Annotated in this window: 14 protein-coding genes; 12 read left to right on the top strand and 2 right to left on the bottom strand. The window is 62.5% G+C overall.

Annotation, left to right across the window (positions count from 1 at the left end; genetic code table 11):
* The 5 genes from D9V32_RS00430 (at nucleotide 1) to D9V32_RS00455 (ending at nucleotide 5,006) form a co-directional block, all read left to right on the top strand.
* Entirely contained in the window at nucleotides 1–294 is a 294-nt protein-coding gene (locus D9V32_RS00430; RefSeq protein ID WP_121646934.1) for a WXG100 family type VII secretion target, read from the top strand.
* Nucleotides 295–357: 63 nt separating this feature from the next.
* Nucleotides 358–624, top strand: a complete 267-nt coding sequence (locus D9V32_RS00435) for a hypothetical protein (RefSeq protein ID WP_121646935.1) — start codon at nucleotides 358–360, stop codon at nucleotides 622–624.
* Nucleotides 625–646: 22 nt separating this feature from the next.
* Nucleotides 647–2,557 (top strand): alpha/beta hydrolase, encoded by a 1,911-nt coding sequence (locus D9V32_RS00440; protein ID WP_147440354.1) that lies wholly within the window; start codon nucleotides 647–649, stop codon nucleotides 2,555–2,557.
* A gap of 1,325 nt (nucleotides 2,558–3,882) precedes the next feature.
* Nucleotides 3,883–4,371 carry a hypothetical protein gene (locus tag D9V32_RS00450; RefSeq protein ID WP_147440356.1) on the top strand — a complete coding sequence of 163 codons (489 nt, stop codon included), beginning with the start codon at nucleotides 3,883–3,885 and terminating at the stop codon, nucleotides 4,369–4,371.
* 134 nt (nucleotides 4,372–4,505) lie between these two features.
* A complete protein-coding gene (locus D9V32_RS00455) occupies nucleotides 4,506–5,006 on the top strand; it encodes a hypothetical protein (protein WP_147440357.1) in 501 nt (166 codons plus the stop codon).
* Nucleotides 5,007–5,203: 197 nt separating this feature from the next.
* Here the strand turns inward: D9V32_RS00455 and D9V32_RS00460 are convergent, their stop codons facing one another.
* Nucleotides 5,204–5,896, bottom strand: a complete 693-nt coding sequence (locus tag D9V32_RS00460; RefSeq protein WP_121646940.1) for a type 1 glutamine amidotransferase domain-containing protein — start codon at nucleotides 5,894–5,896, stop codon at nucleotides 5,204–5,206.
* A gap of 114 nt (nucleotides 5,897–6,010) precedes the next feature.
* Between D9V32_RS00460 and D9V32_RS00465 the strand changes: the two genes are divergently transcribed.
* Nucleotides 6,011–6,910, top strand: a complete 900-nt coding sequence (locus D9V32_RS00465) for a LysR family transcriptional regulator (protein WP_121646941.1) — start codon at nucleotides 6,011–6,013, stop codon at nucleotides 6,908–6,910.
* Nucleotides 6,911–6,994: 84 nt separating this feature from the next.
* On the opposite strand, the gene D9V32_RS00470 is transcribed toward D9V32_RS00465, so the two are convergent.
* Nucleotides 6,995–7,360, bottom strand: coding sequence for a DUF1844 domain-containing protein (locus D9V32_RS00470; RefSeq protein ID WP_121646942.1), 366 nt, complete (start codon nucleotides 7,358–7,360; stop codon nucleotides 6,995–6,997).
* 266 nt (nucleotides 7,361–7,626) lie between these two features.
* Here D9V32_RS00470 and infC point away from each other — a divergent pair, with 266 nt between their 5' ends.
* From infC to D9V32_RS00500, 6 genes are all read left to right on the top strand, one after another.
* A complete protein-coding gene (gene infC / locus D9V32_RS00475) occupies nucleotides 7,627–8,214 on the top strand; it encodes a translation initiation factor IF-3 (RefSeq protein WP_121647195.1) in 588 nt (195 codons plus the stop codon).
* Nucleotides 8,207–8,401 (top strand): 50S ribosomal protein L35, encoded by a 195-nt coding sequence (gene rpmI, locus D9V32_RS00480; RefSeq protein ID WP_030143082.1) that lies wholly within the window; start codon nucleotides 8,207–8,209, stop codon nucleotides 8,399–8,401. Before infC ends, rpmI begins: the two co-directional genes overlap by 8 nt.
* A gap of 30 nt (nucleotides 8,402–8,431) precedes the next feature.
* Complete coding sequence (gene rplT / locus D9V32_RS00485) at nucleotides 8,432–8,815, top strand: 50S ribosomal protein L20 (protein WP_030143083.1); 384 nt, start codon at nucleotides 8,432–8,434, stop codon at nucleotides 8,813–8,815.
* Nucleotides 8,816–8,993: 178 nt separating this feature from the next.
* A complete protein-coding gene (locus tag D9V32_RS00490) occupies nucleotides 8,994–9,794 on the top strand; it encodes a TrmH family RNA methyltransferase (RefSeq protein ID WP_121646943.1) in 801 nt (266 codons plus the stop codon).
* A gap of 463 nt (nucleotides 9,795–10,257) precedes the next feature.
* Nucleotides 10,258–11,046 carry an amino acid ABC transporter ATP-binding protein gene (locus D9V32_RS00495; RefSeq protein WP_121646944.1) on the top strand — a complete coding sequence of 263 codons (789 nt, stop codon included), beginning with the start codon at nucleotides 10,258–10,260 and terminating at the stop codon, nucleotides 11,044–11,046.
* Nucleotides 11,047–11,121: 75 nt separating this feature from the next.
* Nucleotides 11,122–12,021 (top strand): glutamate ABC transporter substrate-binding protein, encoded by a 900-nt coding sequence (locus tag D9V32_RS00500; protein ID WP_121646945.1) that lies wholly within the window; start codon nucleotides 11,122–11,124, stop codon nucleotides 12,019–12,021.
* Nucleotides 12,022–12,098 lie beyond the last annotated feature (77 nt).

Consider the following 12,098-nt stretch of genomic DNA (forward strand, 5'->3'; position numbering starts at 1 on the left):
ATGTCAAACATTAGGGTGAGTTACGCCGAAATCGAGCAGGCTGCGTCGCAGCTCGGGGCCGGTCGCGAGGAAATTACCACCAAGCTGCAGGCGCTGCAGGGTCAGATCGCTCAGTTGGTGTCTTCCGGTTTTGTGACGGATCAGGCGTCGGGGAAGTTTAACGACTCGTATGCGAAGTACACGCAGTCGGCGAACACCGTGGTGGCTCATCTCAACGAGATTCAGCAGTTCCTGATCGGCACCGCGAACGCGATGCGCGACATGGATGCTCAGATCGCCTCGCGTATCGGCTAGTTTCGGTGCGTTGTGTGTGTCGAATGAGGGCACGTGCACCGTTCGAGGTAGGGAGGAGACCGCGTGCAAATTGACTATGGCTCACTGACGGCGGTCTCCACCTGGCTCGGCCTCACCACCTCGCTGCTGGAGTCCGCCGCGGCCGTGCCGATGGGTCAGCTGGGCACGGGGCTTGCGAGTTCTCAGGACTCCTTCGTCACGCTCAAGGCGGGGAGGCCGGTTTCGTTGGAAGACATTGCCACCTTGACTCGCGCTCAGGCGCAGGCGGCGCTTGACATTATCGAGATCTATCGACTCATTGACGCGCAGCTGGCGTCTCAACTGCAATAGTGGATGAAGGGAAGTGCTGGTGATGGCCGGTGAGATTGCCAACGCGGGTGAGCCCGAGGCGGTGCGCTCGGCCGCGAAACGCTTTGCCCGCGTGAGCGCCACCCAGATCAACGCCCTGCTGTCCATGGCGCAAACCTCGATCCCGGAGGGCACCTCGGGCGCGCTGTCCACGTCCCGCCTCGCGGGCTCGCTCGAGGCCCCGCTCAATGCCGTGCGCGCGGTCACCGCGGCCGATGACCAAATACAGACGCTGCTGAATGATCATGCCGCTGTTATCGCGGACATCAAAAGCGAGACCACCCGACACCTCAACATCACCCGGTTCGAACGCTCCCAGGGCACCGACGCCCGGGCCGAGCTCGCCGCGCAACCGGATAGCCCTGCGGCCCAACGCAAGCTCGAACGCTCCCAGCGCATCCTGGCCGATTCTGATCGCGCTCTCACCGAGCTTGACCAGGCCCGCACCCGGAGCGATTCGATCCTGGCCTCGCAGCTGTATAACCTGGCCGCCCACTACCGAAACCTGGGCGCGCGCCTGCCCGCACCCCCACGCGTGAGCGCGAACCTGCGCGTCTCGGTCAGTATCGACGGTGTGGTGCGGGAGGTTTCGGTGATCGATATCGCCCTGCTCCAGGACCCTGCCCGTATTGCGGAGGTGTGGGCGTCGCTGACTCCCGAGCAGCGTGATGTACTCATCCAGGACAACCCCCTGCTCGTGGGCAATCTCGAGGGCATCCCTCTGCGGGATCGAGACGCCGCAAACCGGATCACCGCGACGGAGTATCGGGCCCGGATTGAACGCGAACTCTTTTTCGCCGAGTATGTTGCCGGGCTGCCTCAGGATCCCCTCACCCATCTCATGGACCATGACGCGGATATTGCACGGTTACGGGGCGAGATTCGCACGATAGATCAGATGCTGGGCGATCGTAATCACCTGTATGCCGGGCAGGGAAACCCGGTGGGGTACCCGTTTGGCGAGTACGAGGTCCTGGATGAGAACAGGGAACCCTACAAGCGCAACGGGGTGGTGCTGGTGGGGTTTGACCCCACCCGTGACTCGATCATTACCTTTCAGGGTGCGCTTGACCCGGTCACGGGCAATGTGGCGCCGTGGGTGTCGCGGGTGGGCACGTTCATTCCCGGGAGCAACTCGCACATTGGCGGTTTTGAGGGTGATGTGCATCGCAGCAGGACCATGCTTCAGGCCGCTGAGCCCGGGGTGGGGATGTTTACCTGGCACGGGGCAGCGATGCCCGACATAGATCAGAACACGATTCTGGAGGCGGGTAAACGTACCTTTGCCGAGGTGGGGGCACCGCGCCTCGCGGTGTTTCTGAACAGTGTGAGCCTGCCCGAGGGGACGAGCATGGTGCCGGTGGGGCACAGCTACGGTGCCGTGGTCCTCGCCCGGGCGGAACAGCTCGGGCTCAAGGCTGACCGGGTGGTGTATGTGGCACCCGCGGGGTTGGGGCATGACACGGTGAACGGGGTGTCGGACTTCCCCAATACCGGTGATGTGAATCACTTTGTGTTGCAGGCGCGTAACGACGTGGTCGTGGGGATCTCCCAGAAGGGTATGTCCAGTGACGCGCTCGATTTGGGCCACGGGAAACTCGACCCGGTGAGGGCCCCCGGGGTGGTCCGGTTGGAGACGGGGTTCCGAGTGTGGAACAAACCCGAATCCGGGACGATCGAATCTAGAGGGAGAACCGGTTCGCACTCGGCAGTACTTGATGAGGAGTCGACCTCGATCTTCAACATTGCTGGTGTTATTAGTGGTGAACCGGTTTCTCGATATCAGCCAGATGATCAGGAATCAATCAATACCCTACGATCCGGGCGCCTCACTTTTGATATTGAGGGCACCGGGGTACTCAAACCACAGAGATGGATTTCTCCCATTGATCTTTCGGAAAGCTCGGGTCGCTGATGGTGAAAAGGCAAACACGGCAAGGAATCTTGGGCTCATTCATCGTCGCGACCGTGTTGGTTACCAGCGGGTGTGCACCGGAGCGTCTAACGGAGGACCGAGAGTATGAGGTGGATCAACTCTCGCTTGAATTTAAGGCACTTGGCGATCAGTTGATTGCTCAGATCGCTCCGGCAGAGCTGAAAGAAGCGCCCAGCTTCAACGGGCGGGGCGGGGGGATGAGTATGGACCCGTTCGATCGAAACGGGTGGCCGCGAAACACGGGTTGGGGTGCTTCTCTAGTGATTCAGCCGGAGGGGCCGAGGACGCCGGTGGAGATTAAGGATGACCTTGAAACCTGGCTTCTCTCGCAGGGCTGGAGCAAACCCGAGCTGAGGTCATCGTTTACGAGGAAGGGTATAGAAAGCCAGGGGTTCGTTCGCGGGGATGAATTTCTTCTGAGAGTGGAGGCGAGCACGGACCCGCCGCCACGGGCACAGCGAGTGCAACTCTCCGTGCGGGGGCCGGATGTCAACTGACAGCGCTCGTGCGCCAAGTGCGGGTTTATCGGGGCTGTACTATGTTCCGCGAGGCTCGTTTCCCACTGAGGCCGTCGCACCGCAGGCGAGGGCTCCTCACGCAGATCTTTCGGAAGCTGCGAGCCGCTGATGGGGTCTCACTACGTGAAACCCACAGCTTCGGGCATGCTCCTTTTTGGGCTGGTGTTGAGCACGAGTGGGTGTGCATCCGAGCGCTCGACAGAGGCTCGCGAGTACGCGGTGGATCAGCTCTTTCTTGAGTACGAGTCGATCGGTGATCAGCTGATTGCTCAGATCGCTCCGGCAGAGCTGGAAGAAGAGCCCAGCTTCAACGGTCGAGGTGGCGGGATGAGCTCAAATCCGTTTGATCGAAACGGATGGCCACGGAATACAGGCTGGGGAGCCTCCCTAGTGATTGTGCCAGATGGGCCAAGAACGCCCGTAGAGATTATGAATAGCTTTGAAGGGTGGCTTCTTTCGCAGGGGTGGCGGAAGACGGCAGGTAGTCCGTTCTTGGAAAGCGAGGGGGTTACGGCCCGAGGGTTCAGTCGCGGAGACGGCTATGTACTTGTTGTGCAGTCGACGACGAATCCGCCTCCGAAGCCTCAGCGAATTGAACTCTCAGTAAGTGGCAAGTATGTCAACTGACTGTGCTCGTTCCACCCGCGCGGCAGATTCGTGTGCCTGTACCGATGAACGGCACGAGAACCTTACACGGGGGCGCAAACCACAGAGATGGATTTCTCCCATCGATCTCTCGGAAAGCTCGGGTCGCTGATGGTGAAAAGGCAAACACGGCAAGGAATCTTGGGCTCATTCATCGTCGCGACCGTGTTGGTTACCAGCGGGTGTGCACCGGAGCGTTTGACGGAGGCGCGCGAGTATGAGGTGGAGCAGCTCTCGGTCGAGTTTGAGTCCATCGGCGATCAGCTGATTGCTCAGATCGCTCCGGCAGAGCTGGAAGAAGCGCCCAGCTTCAACGGGCGGGGTGGGGGGATGAGCATTAACCCGTTCGATCAAAATGGTTGGCCACGGAATACGGGTTGGGGCGCTTCTCTCATCATTGAGCCGGATGGTCCGAGGACGCCGGTGGAGATTAAGGATGATCTTGAAATCTGGCTTCTTTCTCAGGGCTGGAGCAAACCTGAGCTGAGGTCATCATTTACTAGGAAGGGTATAGAAAGCCAGGGGTTTGTTCGTGGGGATGAATTTCTTTTGCTGGTGGAGGCGAGCACGGACCCGCCGCCACGGGCACAGCGAGTGCAACTCTCCGTGCGGGGTCCATATGTCAACTAGATCGTCTCAACCATTGCGCGAGGCGACAGTAAACCATTCAGAAGCAGTCAGAATCCTGCCGTCGAGTGGCGGGCGCGGTAGCCTCGCCACACACCCATCGGCATTCACGTCGTCGGCACTGAGGAGGGCGCACAATGAGGTCACGATCCATACCGAGTGCGCTGCTTGCGGCTGTGCTCGCGTTTACGCTCGCCGCCTGCTCTCAGCCCAGCCTCGAAGAGCGTGAGGCCCAGCGGTGGGCGGGTGAGCGCTGGATCGGAATCGCCTCCTACGAGCTTCTGCAACTCATTCCCAAGGAAGATCGTGAAACCGATCCCGTCAAACGAGCCTTCTCGGCGATCGTCCAAGACGACTCCAAAAAGCCGATGAACGACTGGCCCCAGGTTCCGCAGTGGAGCGGAGTGGTCACCCTGCGCATGGATGGCGAGAAAACCTCCCTCGAAACCGGGGAACGGCTTGACGAACAGATCCGAGAACAGGGCTGGGCCGCGCAGGGATCCGCCGACAGCAACGACTTTACGGTGACCAGAACCTACGAAAAAGAGGGCTACACCCTGCGCATGATCAGCGACCACGTGCAGCCACCCCGCCCCCAAAACATCTACCTGCGCATCATCGCCCCCGAGGTGCCGTAACCGCGGCATTGATGAGCGTGCGTGCCTCACCCAGATCGTTCTAGGTTTCCGGGTCATCGGCCAGCCGACCTCGAATCCTATCGGCGAATGATTCGAGAAAACCATCAACCGCGCAGGACAGGCAACAACGAACCCTCGTGGACGAAAATCGTCCACGAGGGCCCCGTGTGCCGCACGGGGTGCGGCGGTGAAACGGGTTAGCGGGTGGCGAGTTCGGCGACCACGCGGGCCGCGGTCTCCACGCTGGACTGCGGGTTCTGGCCGCTGACCAGGTTGCCATCCACCACCACGGTGCTGCTCCAGGGTGCGCCCGCACTCACCCGGGCTCCGAGTGCGCGTAACCGCGACTCGACCAGGTACGGACTCGCCTCACCGAGCCCGCCCTGGGACTCCTCGAGGTCGGTAAACACGGTGAGGTTACGACCGGCAAAGGCGAAGCTGCCATCGGTGCGGATCGCACTGAGAAGGCCAGCCGGCCCGTGGCAGAGGACGGCGACGAGACGCTCGGTATCCACCGCCTCGACGAGCAGACGACCCAGGTCGCCATCGAATGCGAGATCGGCCATCGGGCCGTGGCCGCCGGGGAGAAGGACGCCCGCATAATCGTCGAGCGACACCTCGGCGAGTACCAGGGGCGCGCTGAGCTCCTCGGAAATGTCGTCGAGGTACGCCTGGAATGCCCGGCCCTCGGCGGTGTTGAGATCGAGGCTGCCGGGGTCAACGGGCGGGCGCACACCACCCGGGGTTGCGAAGTGAACGGTGTGCCCGGCCGCGGTCAGGCCGCGGTGGAGCTCGATGAGCTCCTCGGCCCAGAACCCGGTGGGGTGGCTGGAGCCGGTGGCGAGGGTGAGGGCGTGAGCGCCGGTTACCACCATCAGGAAGTTTGTCATGGAAAGCCCTTTCTGCTTTTCGGTTGGCTACCGATATCAGGGCAAACGGCAGCGCATCGGCGATCATTCCTGATGTAGGATTCAAGCCATCAATATTCTGATGACTGGAGTGCGATGGCTGACCTGGACCTGCTCGCAACGTTTCTCGAGGTGTACCGCACCGGATCCATCACGCGTGCGGCTCCCCGGCTGGGGCTCAGCCAGCCCGCAGTGAGCGAGCGCATGGCACGCCTCGAAGCACACCTCGGCGAGAGCCTGCTCACACGCGGCGCGCGCGGCACCGTGCCCACCGCCGCCGGGGAAAACCTCGCGGCCCGGATCGGACCCTCGATCGATCGCCTCCGCACCACCCTCGATGCAGCCGGTACGGACGTCTCGGGGACGGTGCGCATCGGCGGGGCCAGCGACGTGATCGCGAGCCGTGTGGTGGGTGCTCTGGCCCCGCTGACCGCGAGCGGAGTACGAATTGAGTTCACCCTCGGTCTGGCTGAAAACCTGCTGGCAGACCTCGCGCGGGGCGGTCAAGACCTGGTGCTCTCCGCGATTCGCCCCGCGCATCCGGGCGTGCGTTTCCGCCCGCTCGTGGACGAAGAGTTTGTGCTGGTGGGTGCCCCGGCGCTGCTCGCGGAACTCAACCCCGACGAGCTGCGCAAGGACCCGGCCGCGGCACTCGCGCGCGTTCCGGTGGTCGTGTACGACGCTCAGCTGTCGATTCTGCGACGCTACTGGCGATCCCAGTTTGGGCGCCGCCCCGGAGGCCCGATCGCCATGATCGTGCCCGACCTCCGCGCGATTCTCGCCGCGGTCATCGCCGGGGTGGGCATCGCCGCCCTCCCACGCTACCTGGCCGATCCGGCACTCGTTGCGGGAACGGCCGTGCTCGTCCACGCGGCCACCGAGAACCCCCTGAACACGCTGTACCTGGCGATCCCGACCGAACGTCCCCTGGACCCGGCGGGTATCGCCGTCCTCACCCGGCTCACCGAGCAGGCCCGCACCTGGGAATCGCTCTAGCGGGTGCGGCGGCCCGCACCCGCCGCGCCAGACAAAACGGCGACCCGATCCGAGGATCGGGTCGCCGCACACGCCGTGTGAGAGCTAGTTCACCGGACCGGTGAACTTCTCGCCCGGGCCCTTGCCGATCGGGTCCGGGATGATCGAGGCCTCGCGGAAGGCGAGCTGCAGCGAACGCAGTCCGTCGCGCAGGCTGCGGGCGTGCATGTCGCTGACCTCGGGAGCCGCCGCGGTGATCAGGCCCGCCAGGGCGTTGATCAGCTTGCGTGCCTCATCCAGATCGATCTGGGTCTCCGGATCATCGGCCAGGCCGACCTTGACCGCCGCGGCACTGAGCAGGTGCACGCACGCCGTCGTGATGACCTCGACCGCGGGAACCTCGGCAATATCCCGCGTGGCCTCGGCAACCGCTTCGTTTTCTTCCGGGCTGGGGGAGTGGTTTTCCGTCACTGTGTTCCTCTGCTAGACTGATACGCGGCTACGGAACATCTGTTCCGTTACGAAAGAGGATATTCTCCCACCCGCGCTTGACCGTAGTACTAGGTTACCGGGTAGTTACACTCCGCCAAGACCCTCCTCGCGAGGGAACGGGTAGTCAGGGTGTTGGCCGGGTAGTGGCGTCACGCCACACGTATCCGGTGTGTAATTTCTCTCTCGCCTCGGTAAGAATCCATTTCGGACTGAGTGGCCTCGAGTATCAATCAGAGGAGTTACGCATTAGCGATCCCCGTACCAATGACCGAATCCGGGTCCCTGAAGTTCGCCTTGTTGGCCCCGCAGGCGAGCAGGTTGGTGTTGTCAAAATTGAGGTAGCGCTGCGCCTGGCGCAGGAGGCAGATCTTGACCTGGTCGAGGTTGCCCCCAATTCGAAGCCGCCGGTTGCGAAGATCATGGACTACGGCAAGTTCAAGTACGAGGCTGCGCAGAAGGCGAAGGAAGCACGCCGTAACCAGGCAAACACCGTCCTCAAAGAGGTGCGCTTCCGTCTGAAGATTGATGACCACGACTACGAGACCAAGCGCAAGCGCGCCGAGGGCTTCCTGAAGTCCGGCGACAAGGTGAAGGCAATGATCCTTTTCCGCGGCCGCGAGCAGTCTCGTCCCGAGCAGGGTGTGCGTCTGCTGCACCGTTTCGCAGAAGACGTCGCCGAGTTTGGCGTGATCGAGTCCAACCCCACCATCGATGGCCGCAACATGGTCATGGTAATTGGGCCTCTCAAGAACAAGTCCGAGGCGAAAGCCGAGGCCAATGCAAATCGGGCCGCCAATAAGAGAGCGGCAAAGCAGGAGGAAAGTAATGCCTAAGCAGAAGACCCACTCGGGCGCTAAGAAGCGCTTCAAGCTCACGGGCTCCGGCAAGATCAAGAAGCAGCAGTCGGGAATGCGACACAACCTTGAGGTGAAGTCCAGCCACCGCAAGCGTCGTCTGAACCAGGACCAGCTCGTGTCCAAGGCCGACACCAAGAACATCAAGAAGCTTCTCGGTAAGTAAGCTCGACGGACATAGAGAGATAGTAGAGAAATGGCAAGAGTAAAGCGGGCCGTCAACGCCCACAAGAAGCGTCGCGTAATCCTCGAGCGTGCCTCGGGTTACCGTGGTCAGCGTTCGCGTCTGTACCGTAAGGCCAAGGAGCAGGTTACCCACTCCTTCGTTTACAACTACAACGACCGTAAGAAGCGTAAGAACGACTTCCGTCGCCTGTGGATCCAGCGCATCAACGCAGCATCCCGTGCAAACGGCCTCACCTACAACCGTCTGATCCAGGGTCTGGGTCTCGCCGGTATCGAGGTTGACCGTCGTATCCTCGCCGAGCTGGCCGTCAACGAGCCGGCAACCTTCGCCGCTCTGGTTGAGTCCGCGAAGAAGGCCCTCCCGGCCGACACCTCGGCTCCGAAGGCTGCGTAAGCTTTAGCTTCACTTACATTCGGCCCCATCGCTTTTGAGCGGTGGGGCCGTTTGTTGTTTCCGGCCGCGGAACCTCCGACGGGCTTCGGTGGTGGGGCCGTTTGTTGTTTGCGGCCCTGTTCTGATGGGTGCGGAGTGGGTTTTTCCGCGGAACGGCGCACGCGGGTAGAATGGGCGGGTGCTAGATAATCCCCGTGCCCCCCGTATCCGTGCCGTCGCGAAGCTTGGCCGTCGTGCCGTGCGTGAAGAGACCGGCCTGTTCCTGCTCGAGGGCCCGCAGGCGGTTGTCGAAGCCCTGACCTACCGCCCCGAGGTAATGCTCGAACTGTACGTCACCCCCACCGCGCTGGAGCGCTACGCCGACCTCGGCGAGGCCGCCGTCGCCGCCGGCATGGACGTCGAGTTCGTGACCGAAGAGGTCATCAACGCGATGGCCGACACCGTGACCCCGCAGGGCGTCATCGCGGTCGCACGTCAGTTCCCCACCTCCGCGAAGGACATCTTCCGCGACGAGCCCAAGCTCATCGCGATCCTCGAGGAGGTCCGTGACCCGGGCAACCTCGGCACCATCATCCGCGCCGCAGACGCAGCCGGAGCCGACGGCGTCATCCTCACCGGCCGCAGCGTCGACCTCTACAACCCGAAGGTCGTACGCTCGACCACCGGTTCCCTCTTCCACCTGCCGGTGGCCGTGGGCCTCGAACTCCCCGACGTTCTGCTGCTCGCCCGCGAGGCCGGCGTCTCCGTCATCGCCGCCGACATCAAGGGCGAATCGCTCCTCGACGTACGCCAGACCGGCGCCCTTGCCGAGCCCACCGCCTGGCTGTTCGGTAACGAGGCCCGCGGCCTCACCGACGAAAACCTCGCCCGTGCCGAGCGCGCCGTCAGCGTGCCGATCTTCGGTGCCGCCGAATCGATGAACCTCGCCACCGCAGCCTCCGTCTGCCTCTACGAGAGCGCATTCGCACAGCGCTCCTAACGATCTACCTCGAAGTTCGACGGCTCACACGCCGAACTTCTCGAACGGCCATCCCGACACGCGCGGGATGGCCGTTTCGCTGTCCGCAGGAGGTGTTATCCAATCGGGGTCTGGGACGGATTTCGGGGATAGGAACCGCGGATGATGCGCCCCTCTCGCGTCGGTGAAGGATCCTGGCCACGAGAAAGTGCCCACCGAGCGGCGGAGCGGTTAGGATCATCCGCGTGGGCGGCGGGCACCCGTTCTGGGCCCGGAATCATGCGGATCCTGGGGAGCGTGCAGAGTCTGAATTTTTCCCGATGGGTACATGCCAGGAACGGAATACACTAACGTCTGTCTCTAAAAATCCGCTCGTCGCGATGATTAATTTAACGATGATCTGGCTTTTTCTCTGAGGTCACGACTTGGTAACAAGCGCGTCGAAACCTCGTGTGCCGCGTCGAGGTCTGGTTAGCGTGAGGAAATGGAATCAACGCTGATACCCCAAACAACGAGCGTTCCGATCGTGGAGCGAGGCGAACCGCTCGTGGTGCTCACCGACGTCAATAAGCACTACGGCGACCTGCACGTGCTGCGCAACATCTCCACCTCGGTGGCGCGCGGCGAGGTGGTGGTCGTGATCGGGCCATCCGGCTCGGGCAAGTCCACCTTCTGTCGAGCGATCAACCGCCTCGAGACCATCGATAGCGGCACCATCACGATCGACGGAAAGCGTTTGCCCGAGGAGGGGGCCGAACTCGCAAAACTCCGTGCCGATGTCGGCATGGTGTTCCAATCCTTCAACCTGTTCGCCCACAAGACCGTGCTTGAAAACGTCACGCTCGGCCCGATGCGGGTCAAGGGCATGTCGAAGAAGGCCGCGACCGATCGCGCGATGACCCTGTTGGAGCGCGTCGGCGTGGCTAATCAGGCGCAGAAACTGCCCGCGCAGCTCTCCGGTGGGCAGCAGCAGCGGGTCGCGATCGCCCGCTCCCTGGCGATGAGTCCCAAGCTGATCCTGATGGACGAACCCACCTCGGCGCTCGACCCGGAAATGATCAACGAGGTGCTCGACGTGATGGTCGAGCTGGCCAAGGAGGGCATGACCATGATCGTCGTGACCCACGAGATGGGGTTCGCACGGAAGGCCGCGGATCGCGTGCTGTTCATGGCCGATGGCGAGATTGTCGAGGATCAGACCCCGGAGAAGTTCTTCACCGCGCCCTCCTCGGACCGCGCCCGAGAGTTTCTCGCGAAGATTCTCGACCGCTAGACACGCATGAAACCAGCTCAGAACCCGCAGGATACGAAACCAGATTTCATACATAACGAGAGAAGGAAGCCCATCATGAAACGTTCACGACTCAGCCTGATTGCCCTCGCCGGCGCGGCCGCGCTGGTGCTCTCCGCCTGCTCCTCGAGCGGCGACGGTGCCGGAAGTGGAAGCGGCGGCACGGGAAGCGGCGGTGGCGACGACGCCAACCCCGCGGTGGTCTCAAACCCCAGCTTCGAGGCCGGGACCACGATGGAAAAGCTCTCCAAGGCCGGCAAGATCACCGTCGGCGTCAAGTTCGACCAGCCCCTGTTCGGCGAGAAGGGTCTCAAGGGCGAGGAGGGCTTCGACGTCGAGATCGCGAAGATCATCGCCGGTCAGCTCGGCATTGCCGCCGACAAGATCGACTGGAAGGAGGCCGTCTCGGCCAACCGCGAGCCGTTCATCGAAAACGGCGAGGTGGACATCATCGTGGCCACCTACACGATCAATGACAAGCGCAAGGAGGTTATTGACTTTGCCGGGCCGTACTACATCGCGGGTCAGTCGCTCCTCGTGAAGGCCGACAACAACGAGATCAAGTCCGAGAAGGACATCGTGGGCAAGCCGGTGTGTTCGGTGACGGGATCGACCCCGGCCGAGAACCTCGCGAAGCTCGGGGCCGAGACGGTCCTGACCGATACCTACAGCAACTGCCTCGAGCCGCTGCGCTCGGGCAAGGTGGTCGCGGTCTCGACCGACAACGTGATCCTCGCCGGCCTGGCCGCGAAGAACGAGGGCGAGTTCAAGCTCGCCGGCGACCTGTTTACCGAGGAGCCCTACGGCATCGGCCTCAAGAAGGGGGATACCGCGTTCAAGGACTTCATCAACAAGACGCTTGAGGACTCCTACACGGATGGTGCCTATAAGAAGGCGTGGGACAAAACCGCGGGCACGATCCTGAAGTTTGTTGACGGCCCCGCAATCACCGAATAGCAGCATCCGAGTGATCCGCGGATGGGCTCACCATTCGCGGATCACCCGGTTTTCTCCCCTCGGAAAGGAGGCGGTGA

Source organism: Mycetocola tolaasinivorans, assembly GCF_003667565.1.
GTDB classification, from domain to species: Bacteria; Actinomycetota; Actinomycetes; order Actinomycetales; family Microbacteriaceae; genus Mycetocola; species Mycetocola tolaasinivorans.